Below are 18375 nucleotides of genomic sequence, written 5' to 3'. Positions count from 1 at the left end.
TGCCCAGGCCGCTGACGCGCTGGCCACGTCCCGCGTCGGTTCGGCCCCGGCAGCCCCGTCCCAGTAGGCTCACAGGGTTCCACCCCGTGAAAGGTGCACCACCTGTGAACATCGACGAGTACGCCGCCGGCTTCTCCGAAGACCCCGGCTACCTCGACCACGCCGCGTTCGGCCCCGTGCAGACCGCCGTGCTCGAGGAGCAGCGCGTGCTCGGCACGATCCAGGCGCACATGCGCTTCGGCGCGATGGAGACCCTCGACGAGCAGGACGCCCGCGTCCGCACGATCGCCGCGCGGCTGGTCGGCCGCCGCGTGGACCAGGTCGTCTCGCAGACCGCGACGACGCCCGGTCTGCTGCACACCGCCTTCGGTCTGACCGGCGGCGTGCTCGTGTCCGCCGACGAGTACCCGTCGCTGCCGCTCGCGCTCGCCAGCGCCGCCTCGGCGACCGGCGGCCGGGTCCAGCCCGTCGTCATCGAGTCCGGTGCCGGGTGGATGACCCCCTCGCTCATCCAGGAGCGCCTGACCGACGACGTGACGGCCGTGGCGGTGTCGCTGGTCGACTGGCGCACCGGCTACATGGCCGACCTCGCCGGCATCCGCGAGGTCATCGGCGACCGCCTGCTGATCCTTGACGCGATCCAGGGCTTCGGGGTGGTCGACGCCCCGTACGAGATCGCGGACGTCGTCGCGACCGGCGGCCAGAAGTGGCTGCACGCCGGCTGGGGCACGGGCTTCACCGCCTTCAGCGACCGCGCCCTGAACCGCCTGCGTCCGGCGCTGTCCGGCCCGCACGGCACCACCGGCTGGCCCGTGGACGTCCCCGCCGTGCGCCCGGGTGCCGCCGGGTACCAGATGACCCGCATCGACCCCATCGCGCAGGCCCGCCTCGCGGTGTCGCTGGACCGGCTGACCGCCGTCGGCGTCGCCGCCGTGCAGGAGCGCGTCACCGAGCGCGTCGAGCGCGTGTTCGCGATCGCGGACGAGTTCGGGCTCGAGGTCGAGTCCAGCCGCGACCCGCGCGAGCGCGCCGGCATCGTCGTGCTGCGGCCGGCCGAGGGGCGCCTGACCGCGCTGTCCGCGGCGCTGCACAACCACGGTGTGACCGCGACGACGCGGCTCGGCGTCGCGCGGGTGTCGGTGTTCGCCTCGACGACGGACGAGACACTCGACATGTTCCGGGACGCCTGCGTCTCGTACGCCACGCTGCAGTAGCGCGGTTCCGCGAAAGCGACAGATCTCCGGGAACGGTTCGCGGAGATCTGTCGCTTTCGCGGATCTGGACGTGCGGAAGGGCGGACGGGAGGCGCGGGGCGGCGCCGCCACGGGCCTCCCGTCCGGCGGTCGGCCACGTCGACTGCCGGTGTCACGTTGTTCACGTGACCGTAACGCCGGAAACCGCGTGTCGCTGGCGGGGTGTTGGAGGGCGGACGTACGTTGTCCCCATCGGGCACCGCGCCCGATCGAAGCGGCCACAGTCGGTGCTTCGGGACCCGCTCCACGGCCGCGTTCGAGGACATGGACCGGGCTGCTCGCGGCCCGGGGATGGAGTGGTCGTGACCTCTCAGAACGTCTCTCGCGGAACCCAGCACCAGCCCACCGCGGACTCGTCCACGTCGGTCGCCCAGCGCACGTACGTGCTCGACACATCGGTGCTCCTCAGCGATCCGCGGGCCTTGTTCCGCTTCGCCGAGCACGCGGTGGTCCTGCCCGTGGTTGTCGTCAGCGAACTCGAGTCGAAGCGCAACGACCCGGAGATCGGGTACTTCGCACGGCAAGCCCTGCGGCTGCTGGACGAGATGCGCATCGAACACGAACGGCTCGACTTCCCGATCGCGCTCGGTGACGGCGGTTCCTTCCGCGTCGAGCTGAACCACTCCAACCAGTCCGTCCTGCCGTCCGGGCTGCAGCTCGGCGACAACGACTCCCGCATCCTCGCCGTCGCCTCGAACCTGCAGAACGACGGGCTCGACGTGGTCGTCGTGTCGAAGGACCTGCCCCTGCGCGTCAAGGCGTCGTCGATCGGCATGGCGGCCGAGGAGTACCGCGCCGAGCTCGCGGTCGACTCCGGCTACACCGGCATCGCCGACCTGCAGGTGTCCGGCGAGCAGATGGCCGACCTGTACGAGAAGGAGGAGATCCGCTCCGTTCAGCTCGACGGCGTGCCGGTCAACACCGGTGTCGTCATCCACTCCGAGCGCGGTTCGGCCCTCGGCCGCGTGCACACCGCCGGTTCCGTCGCCCTGGTCCGTGGCGACCGCGAGGTCTTCGGGCTGCGCGGCCGCTCCGCCGAGCAGCGGCTCGCGATCGACGCCCTGCTCGACTCCGAGATCGGCATCGTGTCCCTGGGCGGCAGCGCCGGCACGGGCAAGTCCGCGTTGGCCCTGTGCGCCGGGCTCGAAGCAGTGCTCGAGCGGCAGCAGCACAAGAAGATCATGGTGTTCCGGCCGCTGTACGCCGTGGGTGGCCAGGACCTCGGGTTCCTGCCCGGTGACGCCGGCGAGAAGATGAACCCGTGGGCGCAGGCGGTCTACGACACCCTCGGGTCGGTGGTGTCCGACAACGTCCTCGACGAGGTGATCGAGCGCGGCTTGATCGAGGTCCTGCCGCTCACGCACATCCGCGGTCGGTCCCTGCACGACGCGTTCGTGATCGTCGACGAGGCGCAGTCGCTCGAACGGAACGTGCTGCTCACCATGCTCTCCCGCATCGGGCAGAACTCCCGCGTGGTGCTCACCCACGACGTCGCGCAGCGCGACAACCTGCGGGTCGGACGGCACGACGGCATCGCGAGCGTCATCGAGCGGCTCAAGGGCCACCCGCTGTTCGCCCACGTCACGCTGACCCGGTCGGAGCGCTCCGCGATCGCCGCCCTCGTGACGGACCTGCTGGACTCGCCCGACCTGGTGTAGCGCCCGGCTGTTCCCCACACACGAAAGCGACAGATCTCCGCGAACAGTTCGCGGAGATCTGTCGCTTTGGCGGAGGGGTCAGCGCGGAGGGGTCGCGCGGCAGGAGCTCAGTTCGGGTGGGTCATGGACAGGACGTCCAGTGCCGCGTCGAGCTGCTCCTCGGTGACCTCGCCACGCTCGACGTGGCCGAGTGCCACGACGGCCTGGCGGACGGTGATGCCCTCGGCGACGGCGTACTTCGCGACCTTCGCCGCGGCCTCGTAGCCGATGACCCGGTTGAGCGGGGTGACGATCGACGGCGACGACTCGGCGAACGCGCGGGCCCGCTCGAGGTTCGCCTGCAGCCCGTCGATGGTCTTGTCGGCCAGCACTCGCGAGCTGTTCGCCAGCAGGCGGATCGACTCGAGCAGCGCCGTCCCCATCACGGGGATCGCGACGTTGAGCTCGAACGCACCGGACGCACCCGCCCAGGCGATGGTGGCGTCGTTGCCGATGACCCGCGCGCCCACCATCAGGGTGGCCTCGGGGATGACCGGGTTGACCTTGCCGGGCATGATCGACGAGCCCGGCTGCAGGTCGGGGATGTGCAGTTCGCCGAGCCCGGTGTTCGGGCCCGACCCCATCCAGCGCAGGTCGTTGTTGATCTTCGTCAGGCTGACCGCGAGCACCTTGAGCGCCCCGGAGGCCTCGACCAGGGCGTCGCGCGCGCCCTGGGCCTCGAAGTGGTCGACGGCCTCGGTGATCGGCAGGTCGGTGTCGCTCGCGAGCTGGGCGATCACCCGCTGCGGGAAGCCCTTCGGGGTGTTGATGCCGGTGCCGACGGCGGTGCCGCCGAGCGGGACCTCGGCGACGCGGGGGAGCGTCGCGGTGACCCGCTCGATGCCCAGGCGGATCTGGCGTGCGTAGCCACCGAACTCCTGGCCGAGGGTGACCGGGGTGGCGTCCATCAGGTGCGTGCGGCCGGACTTCACGGCGTCGGCCCACAGCGTCGCCTTGGCCTCGAGCGACTGGGCGAGGTGCTCGAGCGCCGGGACGAGCGAGCGCAGCAGGGCTTCGGTCACGGCGACGTGCACCGAGGTCGGGAACACGTCGTTGGAGGACTGCGAGGCGTTGACGTGGTCGTTCGGGTGCACCGCGGTGCCGCCGATGTCCGACGCCAGCGTGGCCAGGACCTCGTTCATGTTCATGTTCGACGAGGTGCCGCTGCCGGTCTGGTACACGTCGACGGGGAACTGGTCGTGGTGCTGCCCACCGATGATCAGGTCCGCCGCGCCCGCGATGGCGTCGGCGACGGCGGGCTCGACGATGCCGAGCTCGCCGTTCACGATGGCCGCGGCGCGCTTGATGCGGGCGAGCGCCACGATCTGGGCCGACTCGAGCCCGGTGCCCGAGATGGGGAAGTTCTCGACCGCGCGCTGGGTCTGGGCGCGGTACAACGCCGACTTCGGCACCCGCACCTCGCCCATGGTGTCGTGCTCGATGCGGAACTCGGTCTCGGTGGTGTCGGTCACGTCGTCGTGGTCCTTCCTGGGGTGCTCGCCGGACGCGGTCGCGTCGGGGGACTGCGCCGGCGCACGAGGTCCCCGTGGGTCACGGAACCGGCGCCGGGCGTCTCGTTCGACTGTACCGGTGCGACGGATGTGGGACGTGCGGGTGCGGCGTCGAGAGGCCGTCAGGCGTTGCCGACCACCGTGTCGATCGTGACCTCGCCCGTGCCGAGGTCGTAGGTCGCGCCGACGACGGCCAGCCGGCCCTCGGCGATCGCGTCGGAGACGGCACCGGAGCGCTCGAGCACCTGGCGGAGCGTGGCCTCGAGGTGGGCGGCGCCGATCGCTTCCTGCGGGAGCTCGGCGTCGGTGGCACGGACCTTCTCGACGCTCGGGGCGATGGCGTCGACCAGGGCCTGCAGGTGCGGCGCGGGGACCGGCTCACCCGAGCGGGCCGCGGCGACCGCACCGCACCGGGTGTGGCGCAGGACGACGACGAGCGGGGTGCCGAGCGCGACGACCGCGAACTCGATCGACCCGAGCACGACGTCGTCGACGATCTGCCCGGCGTTGCGGATGGCGAAGAGGTCACCGATGCCCGCGTCGAACACGTGCTCGAACGGCACACGCGAGTCGGAGCAGCCGAGGACGGTCGCGAACGGCGCCTGCGACCCCTGGAGCTCGGTGCGGCGGTCGGGGTCCGTGCGGCCCATGCGGCGCTTGTCGGCGGCGAAGCGAGCGTTGCCGTCGACGAGCAGGCGCAGGGCGTCGGACGGGGTGGAGGCGGCGCGGTCGGGCATGGGGCTCCTCGGATCGGGTCGGATCAGGTCGAGTGGTCGGGCTGCGGGGTGTCCGGCAGGATTCGTCCGGCGGTCGCTACTGGGAGAACTGCTTCGTCACGGCCGTGGCCACGGTGCGGTACGACGAGTCGTCGGCGGTGCCGGAGAGCACGATCGTGTTGGCGCCGAACGTGGACACGAGCGAGTACGCGTGGTTGCCGGCGTCGGAGCCCTCGGCCCGTCGGTCGTACACGGTCCACTTCGTGCCGTCGATGACGCGGGTGCCGGTCGACGGTCGCTGGTCGAGCTGGTTCGAGACCCACGAGCCGTTCGCGTCGACGCCCTGCTGCAGGCTGAGGTACTGCTTGTCCGGCGTCACGAACCCGACGGTCCAGACGTCGACGTCGTCCGAGGTCTTGTCGGAGAAGTCGGCCCGGTTCGACGTGAAGCCGCTCGGCAGGTCGGGGGCGGCGAGGGTGATGTCGCCGACGTGGGCATCGGCCGCGATCTGCTGGTAGTCGACGGTGCGGTCGACCGTGGTGTTCGGCCGCACGACCACGGCGACGAGGAACAGCACGATGCCGAGCGACGCGATGAGCGCGATCACGAGGTTGAAGGCCGTCTGGTGCTGGCGGCGAGCGGTCCGTGCAGCGTCCTTGCGTGCCCAGGTCTCCTCTGCCGTCTCGGGTCGGCCGAGCTCGGCGACGATCGGGCGACCGTTCGCGTCGGTCATCGGGCGGAGCCGTCCTCGGCGCTGCTGGCCGCGCGGGCCGCGTCGAGCCGGGCACGAGCGCCGACGAGCCACTCTTCGCAGCGGGCGGCCAGGGCCTCGCCGCGCTCCCAGAGCGACAGCGAGCGCTCGAGGGTCGCGGAGCCCTGTTCGAGCTCGCTCACGACGCGCACGAGTTCGTCGCGGGCTGCTTCGTAGCTCAGCGACTGGACGTCGGTCTGCTCGGGTTCCTGCTGGGATGGCACGACTCGATCCTACCGAGGGTCCACCGACTGACCGACGTGCCCGCTGCGCCTGGGGAGAACACCGGCCGGTAGGGTCGCGCCATGACGGATCTCCCCGAGGGCGTGGACTGGTACCCGGCACCGGACGGACCGAGCGCTGGGCGCGACGGGCTGCCGGGCCGCCCCTCGCTCGCGGTCGTCCTGCCCGGCGGCGGGTACGGCATGCACGCTCCGCACGAGGGTGAGGGGTACGCCCGCTGGCTGAACGGGATCGGCATCGACGCGGTCGTGTTCGCGTACCCGCTCGCCCCGCACCGCCACCCGGACGCCGTGGTGGCGACCCGAGCGCTCGTCCGTGACCTGCGTGCCGGACGCTGGGCGGGCCTCCCGTCCGATCCGCGGATCGTCGTGATCGGTTCGTCGGCAGGCGGGCACCTGGCGGCCCTCGTGTCGAACGCACCAACGCCGGCCGAGCGCGCCGTGTCGGACGTCGACGACCGGCCCGACCTGACGGTGCTCTGCTACCCGGTGACGTCGATGACGGACCACCCGCACGTCGGCAGCGCCGACAACCTGCTCGGACCGGGCGCGAGCGTCCGCGAGCGGTCCGCGGTGGACGCCGACCTGCTCGTCGACGACCGGACCCCGCCGACCTTCCTGTGGCACACGGCCGAGGACGAGCACGTGCCGGTGACGCACTCGCTGTCCTACGCACACGCGCTGGCGCGGCACGGGGTGCCGTTCGACCTGCACGTGTTCGAGCGCGGGGTGCACGGCATCGGGCTCGCCGACGGCCTCGGGCCGGCCGAGGCGTGGAGCACGCTGGCGACGACCTGGCTGCGCGACCGCGGCTGGTGACCAGGCCGTCGGCGACCCCGACGCGTCAGGCAGCCGGACCCGACCCGTCCGGACCCGGCCCGTCCGGCTCGAGCGTTCCGGTCGCCGTCCCCGCGCCGAGCGTGACGTGCACCGGCGTCTGCCCGGTCAGGTCGTCGGACGACCGCACCACGCCGCCGTCGGCCCGCTGCACGATCGCGTAGCCGCGGCGCAGGGTGTCGCGCGGCGACAGCGCACGGAGCCTGGCGGTCAGGTGCCCGACCTCGGAGTGGCCCCGCTCGAGCCGACGGTCGAGCAGCTCCCGCGACCGGGAGAGGTCGCGGGCCACTTCCTCCGCACGGGTGTCGACGAGCCACGCCGTCGACGCGAGCGCCGGGCGTGACCGGAGCGCTGCGATCCGGTCGGCCTCGACCGCGAGGGTCTGCGACAACCGCAGGCCGATGCGGGCGCGGGCCTGCCGGACGTTCGCGAGCTCCTCCGCGACGTCGGGCACGACGCGCTTGGCGGCGTCGGTGGGGGTGGAGGCACGGAGGTCCGCGACCTCGTCGAGGATGGGACGGTCGGCCTCGTGCCCGATGGCCGACACGATCGGTGTGCTCGCCGCTGCTGCTGCGCGGACGAGTCCTTCGTCGCTGAAGCCGAGCAGGTTCTGGAAGTCGCCGCCACCACGGGCGATGATGATGACGTCCACCGTCGGGTCGGCATCGAGCTCGAGGATCGCCGCCGTGACCTCGCCCACGGTCCGCTCGCCCTGCACCGCGGTGTGGACGGTGCGGAACTCGACCTGCGGCCACCGGAGCTGCGCGTTGCGCTTGACGTCCTTCTCTGCGTCGGAGTCCTTGCCGGTGATCAGGCCGATGCGGTGCGGCAGGAACGGCAGGCGCTTCTTGCGTGCGGGATCGAACAGCCCCTCTTCGCCCAGGGTCCGGCGCAGGCGTTCGAGCCGTTCGAGCAGGTCACCGAGACCGACGTGCTTCATCTCGACGACCTGCATGGTCAGCGAGCCGCCCTTGACCCAGTAGTTCGGCTTGACCGCTGCGACGACCCGGTCGCCCTGCTTGATGTCCGCCGGCACCCGGGACCGCACGCTCGACCAGATCGAGAACGACACCGTCGCATCGACCTCGACGTCCTTGAGCTTGCCGTAGACGTTGCCGCCGGCGACGTTCCACTGCGTGATCTCGCCCTCGATCCACGCGGTGCCGAGCCGGTCGATCCAGTCGCGGAGCTTCGCGCCGAGGAGCGCGACCGGCCACGGGTTGTCGGCCGTCGGCGGGCCCTGTTCGATCGCCATGTCGCTCCTTCTCGTGCTGGACGTCCATCGTGCCCGACACCGGTGACAGCGGGCGAGCGGCGGGTTCTCCACAGCCGGCCCCCGCGCCCAGGTCGCCTGCGTCCCGCTCACCTATCATCGGAGACGTGACGATCACCAACGGCCACACGGTCCCGCTCGCCCCACCGCGTGTGCACGCGGCGCGTGGGCGACTGCGTGACGAGCCGGTCGCCGGTCCGAAGAAGGTGCTGCTCGCGGCACCCCGCGGCTACTGCGCCGGGGTGGACCGAGCGGTGGTGGCGGTCGAGAAGGCGCTCGAGCAGTACGGCGAGCCCGTCTACGTCCGCAAGCAGATCGTCCACAACGTCCACGTCGTGTCGACCCTCGAGCAGCGGGGTGCGGTGTTCGTCGACGACGTCGCCGAGGTCCCGCGCGGTTCGCACGTCGTCTTCAGCGCCCACGGCGTCTCACCCGCCGTCGTGGCCGGTGCCGCCGACCGCGACCTGCACGCCATCGACGCCACCTGCCCCCTGGTCACCAAGGTCCACCGCGAGGCCACCCGGTTCGCCAAGGCCGAGCGGACCATCATCCTGATCGGACACACCGGCCACGAAGAGGTCGAGGGCACGATGGGCCACGCCCCCGAGCGCACGATCCTGGTCAACGGCCCGGACGACGTCGCCGCGCTCGACGTCCCCGACCCCGACAACCTCGTCTGGTTGTCGCAGACCACGCTGAGCGTCGACGAGACGATGGAGACCGTCCGCCTGCTGCGCGAGAAGTACCCGACCATCCAGGATCCGCCGTCCGACGACATCTGCTACGCCACCCAGAACCGCCAGGTCGCGATCAAGAAGGTCGCCCCGGGCACCGACCTGGTGATCGTCGTCGGCTCCGCGAACTCGTCGAACAGCGTGCGTCTGGTGGAGGTCGCCCTGGAGCACGGGGCGAAGGCCGCGCACCGCGTCGACTACGCGGAGGAGATCCGCCAGGAGTGGCTCGACGGCGTCGCCACCGTCGGCGTCACGAGCGGTGCGTCCGTCCCCGAAGAGCTCGTCGCCGAGGTCCTCGAACAACTCGCCGACGCCGGGTACGGCGCCGTGGAAGAAGTCGTGACCGCACACGAAGACCTGATGTTCTCGCTCCCCAAGGAGCTCCGCACCGACGCGTCGGGCAACCCGACGCGCGCGCTCGGCGGGCGTCGGGCATGAGCGGCGCGGACGGCTGGGGCTCGGTGCCGCAGCGCGAGCCGGGTCACGTCGACGACACGGCGGCAGCCGGCCAGGAGGCCCAGGGCACGTCCCCGACGACGGCCGCCGGTGCCGTCAGCGGCCGGGTCCACGGCCGACCCGCTCCCGCGTACGGCGAGTACGCGCCCGAGGGATGGGTCAACCCGGTCCTGGTCGAACAGGAACGTCAGGAGCGCGAGCAGCAGGAGCGCGACCGCCGCCAGCAGGCGGCGAGCCAGGCCGGGCAGGACGGCGCGACCGCGTACCGGTCCGGTGCCGGTGCGCCGACCGGCACCGTGCCTCCAGGCCGACCCGGCGCATCCGGCGACCCGACCACGGGCGGGTCGCAGCGGTCCGCGTCGACGAGCCGGTTCGGACGCACGCCCGCCGACTTCGTCCTGACGGTCGGGCTGCTCGCCTTCGGACTCATCTCCGTGGTGCAGTCCCTCGCGGTGACCAACGTCGCGTCGACGGTGCGTCGGACCCTCGAGACGCAGTACACGGCGCTGAACGACCCGAGTGCACTGAGCGGTGCCGCGATCATCGGGGCGATCACGAACGTCGTGGTCTTCGCGCTCGTGGCGTGGTGGTCGATCCGCCGGCTCCGGGCACGCAAGCGCACGTTCTGGGTGCCGATCGTCGGTGCGGTCGTGGCCACGTTCGTGAGCACCATCGCGTTCGTCGTCGTGGTGTTCCAGGACCCGCAGTTCGTCGAGTTCATGATGCGCCAGGCCGGCGCCTGACCCTCGGACCGCCTGACCGCCAGGCTGCTCGCGGCGCTGGCATCCGCGCGTCGAGTGGTCGCAACACGCCGCATGCCCGCCGTCGAGCGGTCACGAAGTGTCGTCCGGCGCCGGGGCCCCCGACAGTTCGTGACCACTCGGTCCTGCGCGCGCGGGGAGTCGCGACCACCCCGGCCCGCGGACGCCGGGCGGGGCTCAGCCGGGCGGGGCTCAGCCTGCCAGGAACGCCGCGACGGCGCCGTGCAGTGACGCCAGGTCCTCGACGTGCACGAGCTCGCGGATCGAGTGCATCGACAGCAGCCCGACGCCGATGTCGATCGTCGGGATCCCGAGCCGGGTCGCCGCGATCGGGCCGATGGTCGAGCCACCGGGGATCGTGTTGACGTTGACGAACGGCTGCCACGGCACCCCGGCGGTGTCGCACGCGGCGGCCCAGACGGCCTCGCCCTTGGCCTCGGTCATGTAGCGCTGGTTCGCGCTGATCTTCAGCAGCGGACCGGCGCCGGGGCGCGGACGGTTCGTCGGGTCGTGCTTCTCCGGCTGGTTCGGGTGCACCAGGTGCCCGGCGTCGCTCGACAGCAGCCACGAGGCGCGGAACGCCCGGGCGGCCTCGGAGCGGCTGGCACCGAGACCCTCCTGCACGCGGCCGAGGACGTCCTCGAGGAACGGGCCACCGGCACCGGACGGGGTCGAGGAACCGATCTCCTCGTGGTCGAACGCCGCGAACACGGGGATGTGGTCGCCGTCGACCGGGGCGTCCACGATGCCGCGGAGCCCGGCGTGCACGCTCGTCAGGTTGTCCATCCGGCCCGACGCCAGGAACTCGCGCTCGATGCCGATGCGGGCGGGGGCCTGGGTGTCGGCGAGGAAGAGGTCCCACGACACTGCATCGTCTCCGAGGCGAGCGCGCAGCCACTCCACGACCGAGGTCCCTCCGGCGTCGCCGTCCACGCCGACGATCGGCAGCGTGTGGCGTTGGCGGTCGATCTCCTTGCCGTCGTTCACCCCGCGGTCGAGGTGGATCGCGAGGTTCGGGATGCGGGCGACGGCGTCGGTGCTGACGAGCCGCACGCTGCCGTCGGCGTCGACGACCCGGCCGGCGATGCGCAGGTCGCGGTCGAACCACGTCGACAGGAGCGCGCCGCCGTACACCTCGACGTTCAGCTGCTCCCACCCGCCGGTGCGGACTCCGGGGTTCGGCTTGATCCGGAACCCGGGGGAGTCGGTGTGTGCGCCGAGGATCCGGAACGGGGTCGTCGCCGGTGCACCCTCCGGCAGGCGCCACGCGATGACCGCACCGTCGCGGACCACGACGTACGCGCCGGGTTCGGTCGGCCACGCGTCGAGCTCGGACAGCTCGGTGAACCCGGCTGCGACGAGGCGGTCACGGGCGGCCGCTGCCGCGTGGAACGCGGTGGGCGACTCGGTGACGAACTGGGCGAACTCGGAGGCGATGGCGTCGACGGTCACCTGCCCATCGTGGCATGCGGTGGAGGCGGCCGGACGCAGAACGGGGCACGTCCGTCGGACGCGCCCCGTTCCTCCTGGCAGTTGCTCCCGGTGTCAGCCCTTGGTGTGACCGGCGGAGCCGAGCACCTTCGCGGCCTCGCCCACGCGAGCCGCCATGGCGGACTCGGCGACCTTGCCCCAGGCGCGGGGGTCGTACTGCTTCTTGTTGCCGACCTCGCCGTCGATCTTCAGGACACCCTCGTAGTTCCGGAACATCGAGTCCGCGATCGATCGGGTGAACGCGTACTGCGTGTCCGTGTCGATGTTCATCTTGATGACGCCGTTGCGGACGGCCTCGTGGATCTCGTCGTCGGTCGAGCCGGAGCCGCCGTGGAAGACGAGGTCGAGGGGGTTCTCGCCGGTGCCGTGCTTGGCCGCGACCGAGGCCTGGATCTCGCCGAGGAGCTCGGGGCGGAGCTTGACGTTGCCCGGCTTGTAGACGCCGTGCACGTTGCCGAAGGTCAGCGCGGCGATCCAGCGGCCCTTGTCGCCCAGACCGAGTGCATCGACGACCTTCTCGACGTCGTTCGGGGTCGTGTAGAGGGCGTCGTTCGTGCCCTCGTGCTCGACGCCGTCCTCTTCGCCGCCGACGACACCGATCTCGACCTCGAGGATCGCGTTGATGTTCCGCGTCTTCTCGAGCATGGTCTTCGCGATCTCGATGTTCTCGTCGAGCGGCACGGCCGAGCCGTCCCACATGTGCGACTGGAAGATCGGGTTGCGGCCGGCACGGACCTCTTCCTCGCTCGCCGCGATGAGCGGCAGGACGAAGCCGTCGAGGGCGTCCTTCGGGCAGTGGTCGGTGTGCAGGGCGACGGTGATGTCGTAGTTCTTCGCGACCTCGTGGGCGAATTTCGCCATCGCGAGGGCACCGGCGGCACGGTTCTTGATCGTCTGGCCGGCGAAGTAGTCGGCACCGCCCGTCGTGACCTGGAGGATGCCGTCCGAGCCGGACTCCTGCAGGCCCTGGAGGACCGCGTTGATGGTCTGCGACGAGGACACGTTGACCGCGGGGTACGCGAACTTGCCCGCCTTCGCGCGTTCGATCATCTCGGCGTACTGTTCCGGCGTTGCGATGGGCACGTGGATCTCCTTCGACTTCGGTGATGTCCCCGCCGATCGTAGTCAGAAGGGCTGGGCCCCGACCGCCGGTTCCGGTGCGACGCGTCAGCGGCGGACCGGCCGTGCCGGTTGGGAGAGGGACGGTGCGGGTTACGCGGTCGACCCACGTCCGTCGTGCACATGCGTGCACGGGCCCGGTGTCCGGACCGCCGGTCGGCCGCCGGTCGGTAGGCTCGGGTCGTGACTCCCTCTACGGAAACCGGCTCCCTGTTCCTCCAGCCCGACCGCAACCTGGCCCTCGAGCTCGTGCGTGCGACGGAGGCCGCCGCGATCCGTGCGCAGCCGTGGGTCGGGCGTGGTGAGAAGAACCTCGCCGACGGTGCGGCCGTCGACGCGATGCGCAAGTTCCTCGGCACGGTGAACTTCGACGGCGTCGTCGTCATCGGTGAGGGCGAGAAGGACAACGCCCCGATGCTCTACAACGGCGAGCACGTCGGCAACGGCCACGGCCCGGCCTGCGACATCGCGGTCGACCCGATCGACGGCACCTCGCTCACCGCCGCCGGCCGTCAGAACGCCATCTCCGTCATGGCCGTCTCGGACCGCGGTTCGATGTACGACCCCTCCGCCGTGTTCTACATGGACAAGATCGCCGCCGGCCCCGAGGGCCGCGGGGTCCTGGACCTCGAGAAGCCGATCGGCGAGAACATCCGCGCGCTGGCGAAGGCCAAGGGCAAGGACCTCGAGGACATGGTCGTGGCCGTGCTCGACCGTCCCCGTCACGACGAGCTGATCCGCGCGATCCGTGCGACCGGTGCAGGCACGCGACTGCTGCTCGACGGTGACGTCGCCGGTGGCATCGCCGCCGCGCTGCCCGGCTCGACGATCGACATGTGCGTCGGCGTCGGTGGCACCCCCGAGGGCATCATCACGGCGTGCGCGATCAAGGCGCTCGGCGGCGTGATCCTCGGCAAGCTCCAGCCGAAGGACGACGAGGAGCGCGAGCGCGCCATCGCCGCCGGCCACGACCTGGACAAGGTCCTCGACCAGGACGACCTGGTCACGGGGGACAACACGTTCTTCGTCGCCACCGGCGTCACCGACGGCGTCCTGGTCGACGGTGTCCGTCGTTCGCGCGGCGTCATCCACACCGACTCGCTCGTGCTCCGCTCGCGCTCGAACACGATCCGCCGCATCCAGGCGGACCACCGTGCGGAGAAGTGGTTCTAGGCCGGACGATCGTCCGCCGCTTCGGGGCGTCGCCGGTCTTCCGGCGGCGCCCCGTTGTACGAGCCCTTGCGTAGGCTCGACGCATGACTGCGACAACGGCACGGATCGTCGGACTGGACACCGCGGGCATCCGCACGCTGCACGCGGAGGCGGACGGCACGGCCGACCGGCTGCCGCACGTCGTGCCGGTGGCGCCCGACCTCGGCGTGATCCTGGCGGACGAGGACGGCGCGATCCTCACCGCGCCGGCGCTCGCCGAGATGGGCTGGGCGGACGACGACGTCCTGCGTGCAGCCGTCGCCGCCGCGCAGGAGCAGGCCGGAGGCGACGTGGCGGTGATCCAGCCCGGCACGATCGTCATCCAGGACCCCGACCTCGCCGTGGTGCTCGTGCTCGCACCGCAGGCGTTCCAGGGGATCGAGTTCCGCGGCAGCGCAGTGGTCTTCCCGGTTGCGCCGACGACGTTCATCGTCACCGGCGACCAGGACGAGGACGGGCTCCAGGTCGCGGCCGGTGTCGCCCAGCAGATCCTGGCCGACGACGAGGGCGAGGTCCTGAGTGGACCGCCCATGGTGCTGCGCGGTGACGGGTGGGTCCGGTTCGAGCACCCGTCACTCGACGGCGAGCTCCGGACGATCCGCGCGCTCTGGACGGCGACCGCCGCGAACCTGCAGCAGGACGCCCTGCAGGAGTCGTTCGACCGGCGGGGCGAGGACGTCCACGTCGGTGCGGTCTCGGTCGCCCGGCTCGCCGAGGACGACCCGGCCTTCTCGTACTCGTCGTGGACCGAGGACGTCGAGACCGTCGTCGCCGCGGTCGACACGATCGTGCTCGTGACTCTCGACGGGCAGACGCAGCCCGTGCCGTTCGGTCGGCTGCGGGAGCTGGCGTCCGGGTTGATCGAGGAACTCGAGGTCCGCCCGACGCGCTATCGGCTCCGTGGTTTCCCGGATCTCGAGTCGGTCCGCGCGGCCCTCTGACGGGTCGACATCGGTCGGTGGCACTCGTCCCCGTCGCTGCCCCCTGATATGGTCACACTCGCGCGCTTGTGGACAACGGCGCGAGAGATCGGACCTGGGGAGGAATGATGGGGCGGCCGTCGGGGTGGGACGTTGTCGATCAGGGTGATGATCCGGTCAAGGGTGATCCGTCGACGTTGCGGATGATGGCGCGGGAGTACCAGCGTATCTCCGACGCGGCCGCTGACGCCTCGACCCGGTTGCAGTCGGTGAAGGGGTCCGGGTGGCTGACCGACTGGGAGGGTGAGGCCGCGGATGTGTTCGTCGACGCGATCGAGGACACCCCGTCGGACCTGACGAAGCTCGTCGATTCGTACGAACTCGCCGCGACGGCGTTGTCGGGGTGGGCTGACACGGTCGATGACACCCAGTACCGGGCTGATGGTGCGTTGGCGGACGCGAAGGACGCCACCGGGGACCTCGCCGCGGCGCAGGACCGGTTGGCGGATGCGCAGTCGACGCTGTCGCACTACGAGTCGACGTCGAAGGACCTGTCGAAGGTCGCGGACGAGTACCCGGCGGGTTCCGACGTGCCGGACGGGGTGGATGTTCCCTCGCCGGCGCAGTTGCGGGCAGCGTCCGACAACGCGTCCGTCGCGCAGGGGTCCGTGTCGTCGGCGCAGGGGGACATCTCGGCGGCGCAGTCGCGGATCGATGCGGCGAAGCGGCTCGTGGCGGATGCGAAGGGTGACTGGCAGGACGCGGAGCAGCGGACCGCGACGAAGATCGGTGAAGCTGCGGACGCGGGCCTCGGGAAGCAGTCCACGTGGGACAAGATCTTCGGGTCCGAGGCGTGGGAGACCATCGTGTCGGTGGCGAAGGTCGTCGTGGCGGTGGGTGGGATCATCGCGATGATCATCCCGGGGCCGTGGACGTTGATCATCGCGGCGATCGCGCTCGTGGTGTTGGCGGACACGTTGTACAAGATGAGCAAGGGTGAAGCCGACGGGTGGGACCTCGCGTTCTCCCTGCTCGACTGCGTCCCCGCAGGCGGCGCGGTCGGCACGCTCTTGAAGAGCACCCGAATCGCCACGCAGATCGCACGAGTCGGGTCGATCAGCATGAAAGGCGTGGCGGTCGTCGGGCGTTCGACCGGCCCGTTCAGTATGGCGAGCCGATCGGCGCGTGCGCTCCTCACGAGGGTCCAGCGGCCACTCTCCGGTCTCAGCGACGCGAGTAGCTCGGCTCTCAACCCACTCCGGAAGCTGACAGATGCGGCTAACCCCACCGGAAGATCGATCTCTCGCTTGAGCTCGAACAAGACAAAAGCTGAGTTCGGAGAAGCGCAGACCAAAGCCTTCTTCGAGTCTCATGGTTTTGTAGATGTCACGAGGCCGAAGAGCGTGTTCAAAAACGGTATTGACCATGTATTTCATCACCCAGAAACTGGGCAGTATTTCGTTGTTGAGTCTAAATTCTCGTCCAACGCGGGCAAGAGTGGAGTGGACCTACTCGGAAGCACGAAGAATCATGGCCGACAAATGTCGGACACGTGGCTTAACGGGATACTTCCTGGACAGCCCGGTTCGCGACTCCGAGTCGGCACACAGTCCGAACACTCTTCTGCTGTTGTGAACTCGTTGATCGACGGTACGCTTGAGCGCGTGGTTGTCAAGATCAGTCCGGACGGTACGTGCCTTCCTCAGCTACTCGACGCAGCGGCACGTCTACGCTGAACATCATGACTCCACGTGATGACCGAGTGAATGCTGCCTACTGGGACGACGCGTTCAGAGTCCTCGAGCGCGATATCGAGAAGTTTCGTCCGTTCAGCCATACTTTCCGGTCGGATGACGTCAGGGCTGGCATCATGCGGACCACGGCGAACTTGGAGAATGTGCTGTTCCTGCTGGGAGCGCGCTATTCAGCTGGAGTACCTGTGGTCGAGCTCGCGGCGGACGTCGAGTCGGCCGTCACTGTCTGGGAGACCTGGAACCGCTACGCGGCGGTGCCGGATGCGGGATTCCCATTGGATCCATTGGAGTTCGACAACAAGTCGACGTACTACAACGCGTTGTGGCTGTCGTCGGTGGCGCGGTGCATCGGTGTCGCTCCGGAGTTGACGGATCGGTTGATCGGGATTGTTGCTGCTGCTGGCGGTGCTGACCCAGTGCTCGGGACGCTGCTGGGGGTTGATCCGGTGCGGGACACCGTGTGGCACAAGCGACCGTTCCAAAACCTTGCTACGGCAGCGAGTGCTCCGCCCGATCGTGCCGTTTCTGCGTTGAACAGGTATGTGCAAGCGTGGCAGAAGAACATCTCGTTCATCTGGTGGGCGCCGGCACTGCAGGCAGTGCAGGGAGACCGGTTCGAAGCGTACTTTGGGTACTGGGCGTGGGAAGCCGCGGGGCTCGTGGTGGCGCGGGGGCTTGACGATTCGGCGCTGCGGCCGTCGCCGTACTACCCAGTCGATCTCGTCGACGTCCAACGGGACAGATGAGTTGCCTACCTTCTCGAGCGAGGACCTCGGGGAGGGGCCGCGGCTGATTCGAAGATGTACCGGGCGGCCATCGTGGAGGCAGACGCTGCGCGCATCCGGTCCATCCGCGGGACAGGGGTGACTCCGATCAACTCTTCCTACTCGAGACACGGTGATGTTGCATGCGAACTCTGAAGGATGCTCAGGACGAATTTCCGAAGGAAGTGCGCGCTAACGACGACCTTATTTGGGATAGGGGATGGATCGAGACCGACGATTGGTGGATCGTTCTGTACAACAGTCGACAGTGTTACGAGACGCAAAATCCATTGTTTAGCCTGGCTAACCGTTGAGGGCAAAAGGGGTTGAACGCTTCACGAAGCGTGGCTACGCCGAGCCCAGAACGTTGGGGGCGCTGAGGTTCGGATAAAGTTGCAAGGCGCGAATCGGTCGAAAGTGAATCCAGATGGGTCTCACGATCCCCGAAGCTCCCCGGAGGACCACAGTGAGGGAACGTCGACTAACAACCGTCGAGGAACGGCAAGTCGAGGCGCGCTTGATCGCGCCCGAGGGATTCCAGTACCCCGAGCGCTTTCAACGTGCCCTTGCACAAGACCCGCTTCCCGACATCGATCCCTTCATGTGGACGTCTGAGTACGAGAACCAGACAACGGACTGGGTTGACATCGTTGGGAAGCAGTATCCGACCCGTTCCCTCGTACCCTTTGCAAAGCACCAGGACACGGACGATGTGTTCTGCTTTGACGGTGGCGACCATTCGGGCAACCCTCCCGTGCTGATCATCCACACGTTCGCTTCACCCGGGACGGAGTACCGGGGTCAGTGGACATCCTTCGACGTCTGGTGGGAGGAGATGGAGGAGCATCGAGCAGCGTGGCTCGCGGAGCAGGAAGAGGACTGAG

Annotated in this window: 17 protein-coding genes; 10 read left to right on the top strand and 7 right to left on the bottom strand. The window is 69.9% G+C overall.

Annotated elements, in window-relative coordinates; all coding sequences use genetic code 11:
• Window positions 1–104: 104 nt before the first annotated feature.
• The gene (locus M4960_RS10900; RefSeq protein ID WP_248704228.1) at window positions 105–1214 is read left to right on the top strand and encodes an aminotransferase class V-fold PLP-dependent enzyme; all 1110 of its coding nucleotides are present in this window, start codon (window positions 105–107) and stop codon (window positions 1212–1214) included.
• Window positions 1215–1549: 335 nt separating this feature from the next.
• On the top strand, window positions 1550–2911 hold the full coding sequence (locus M4960_RS10895) for a PhoH family protein (protein ID WP_185021053.1): 1362 nt from the start codon (window positions 1550–1552) through the stop codon (window positions 2909–2911).
• A gap of 107 nt (window positions 2912–3018) precedes the next feature.
• Here the strand turns inward: M4960_RS10895 and M4960_RS10890 are convergent, their stop codons facing one another.
• The 4 genes from M4960_RS10890 to M4960_RS10875 form a co-directional block, all read right to left on the bottom strand.
• The gene (locus M4960_RS10890; protein WP_173170764.1) at window positions 3019–4422 is read right to left on the bottom strand and encodes an aspartate ammonia-lyase; all 1404 of its coding nucleotides are present in this window, start codon (window positions 4420–4422) and stop codon (window positions 3019–3021) included.
• A gap of 161 nt (window positions 4423–4583) precedes the next feature.
• Entirely contained in the window at window positions 4584–5198 is a 615-nt protein-coding gene (locus M4960_RS10885) for a carbonic anhydrase (RefSeq protein ID WP_111084807.1), read from the bottom strand.
• 76 nt (window positions 5199–5274) lie between these two features.
• Entirely contained in the window at window positions 5275–5910 is a 636-nt protein-coding gene (locus M4960_RS10880) for a DUF4245 domain-containing protein (protein ID WP_123673045.1), read from the bottom strand.
• On the bottom strand, window positions 5907–6152 hold the full coding sequence (locus M4960_RS10875; RefSeq protein ID WP_111084805.1) for an exodeoxyribonuclease VII small subunit: 246 nt from the start codon (window positions 6150–6152) through the stop codon (window positions 5907–5909). Before M4960_RS10875 ends, M4960_RS10880 begins: the two co-directional genes overlap by 4 nt.
• 81 nt (window positions 6153–6233) lie before the next feature.
• Between M4960_RS10875 and M4960_RS10870 the strand changes: the two genes are divergently transcribed.
• The gene (locus M4960_RS10870) at window positions 6234–6989 is read left to right on the top strand and encodes an alpha/beta hydrolase (RefSeq protein WP_131845295.1); all 756 of its coding nucleotides are present in this window, start codon (window positions 6234–6236) and stop codon (window positions 6987–6989) included.
• Between the two features lie 25 nt (window positions 6990–7014).
• Here the strand turns inward: M4960_RS10870 and xseA are convergent, their stop codons facing one another.
• Entirely contained in the window at window positions 7015–8262 is a 1248-nt protein-coding gene (gene xseA / locus M4960_RS10865; protein ID WP_131845296.1) for an exodeoxyribonuclease VII large subunit, read from the bottom strand.
• A gap of 125 nt (window positions 8263–8387) precedes the next feature.
• Between xseA and M4960_RS10860 the strand changes: the two genes are divergently transcribed.
• Entirely contained in the window at window positions 8388–9452 is a 1065-nt protein-coding gene (locus M4960_RS10860; protein WP_333926701.1) for a 4-hydroxy-3-methylbut-2-enyl diphosphate reductase, read from the top strand.
• Window positions 9449–10213, top strand: coding sequence for a DUF6264 family protein (locus M4960_RS10855; protein WP_173170768.1), 765 nt, complete (start codon window positions 9449–9451; stop codon window positions 10211–10213). The genes M4960_RS10860 and M4960_RS10855 overlap by 4 nt, the downstream gene beginning before the upstream one ends.
• A gap of 210 nt (window positions 10214–10423) precedes the next feature.
• On the opposite strand, the gene M4960_RS10850 is transcribed toward M4960_RS10855, so the two are convergent.
• Both M4960_RS10850 and fbaA read right to left on the bottom strand, forming a co-directional pair.
• Entirely contained in the window at window positions 10424–11683 is a 1260-nt protein-coding gene (locus M4960_RS10850; RefSeq protein WP_131845298.1) for a M18 family aminopeptidase, read from the bottom strand.
• Between the two features lie 93 nt (window positions 11684–11776).
• Entirely contained in the window at window positions 11777–12805 is a 1029-nt protein-coding gene (fbaA, locus tag M4960_RS10845; protein WP_123294161.1) for a class II fructose-bisphosphate aldolase, read from the bottom strand.
• Between the two features lie 219 nt (window positions 12806–13024).
• On the opposite strand from fbaA, the gene glpX reads away from it, so the two are divergent.
• From glpX to M4960_RS10820, 5 genes are all read left to right on the top strand, one after another.
• Window positions 13025–14014: a class II fructose-bisphosphatase gene (gene glpX, locus M4960_RS10840; RefSeq protein ID WP_111084799.1), complete on the top strand. Its 990-nt coding sequence runs from the start codon at window positions 13025–13027 to the stop codon at window positions 14012–14014.
• Window positions 14015–14097: 83 nt separating this feature from the next.
• Window positions 14098–14994: a hypothetical protein gene (locus M4960_RS10835; RefSeq protein WP_111038843.1), complete on the top strand. Its 897-nt coding sequence runs from the start codon at window positions 14098–14100 to the stop codon at window positions 14992–14994.
• 68 nt (window positions 14995–15062) lie between these two features.
• The gene (locus M4960_RS10830; protein ID WP_248704227.1) at window positions 15063–16709 is read left to right on the top strand and encodes a putative T7SS-secreted protein; all 1647 of its coding nucleotides are present in this window, start codon (window positions 15063–15065) and stop codon (window positions 16707–16709) included.
• Window positions 16710–16714: 5 nt separating this feature from the next.
• The gene (locus M4960_RS10825) at window positions 16715–17473 is read left to right on the top strand and encodes a PoNe immunity protein domain-containing protein (protein ID WP_248704226.1); all 759 of its coding nucleotides are present in this window, start codon (window positions 16715–16717) and stop codon (window positions 17471–17473) included.
• 445 nt (window positions 17474–17918) lie between these two features.
• Window positions 17919–18374 (top strand): hypothetical protein, encoded by a 456-nt coding sequence (locus tag M4960_RS10820; RefSeq protein WP_248704225.1) that lies wholly within the window; start codon window positions 17919–17921, stop codon window positions 18372–18374.
• Window position 18375: the final 1 nt, after the last annotated feature.

The organism is Curtobacterium sp. MWU13-2055 (assembly GCF_023242305.1).
Classification (GTDB): Bacteria; Actinomycetota; Actinomycetes; order Actinomycetales; family Microbacteriaceae; genus Curtobacterium.
Note: the sequence above shows the minus strand (reverse complement) of the source record. Positions and strands in the feature narration are given on the sequence as shown.

Coding starts and splice junctions, on each gene's coding strand:
- xseA (WP_131845296.1), bottom strand. CDS start 8,262: ATGGCGATCGAACAGGGCCCGCCGACGGCCGACAACCCGTGGCCGGTC.
- M4960_RS10820 (WP_248704225.1), top strand. CDS start 17,919: ATGGGTCTCACGATCCCCGAAGCTCCCCGGAGGACCACAGTGAGGGAA.
- M4960_RS10880 (WP_123673045.1), bottom strand. CDS start 5,910: ATGACCGACGCGAACGGTCGCCCGATCGTCGCCGAGCTCGGCCGACCC.
- M4960_RS10825 (WP_248704226.1), top strand. CDS start 16,715: ATGACTCCACGTGATGACCGAGTGAATGCTGCCTACTGGGACGACGCG.
- M4960_RS10835 (WP_111038843.1), top strand. CDS start 14,098: ATGACTGCGACAACGGCACGGATCGTCGGACTGGACACCGCGGGCATC.
- M4960_RS10870 (WP_131845295.1), top strand. CDS start 6,234: ATGACGGATCTCCCCGAGGGCGTGGACTGGTACCCGGCACCGGACGGA.
- M4960_RS10885 (WP_111084807.1), bottom strand. CDS start 5,198: ATGCCCGACCGCGCCGCCTCCACCCCGTCCGACGCCCTGCGCCTGCTC.
- M4960_RS10855 (WP_173170768.1), top strand. CDS start 9,449: ATGAGCGGCGCGGACGGCTGGGGCTCGGTGCCGCAGCGCGAGCCGGGT.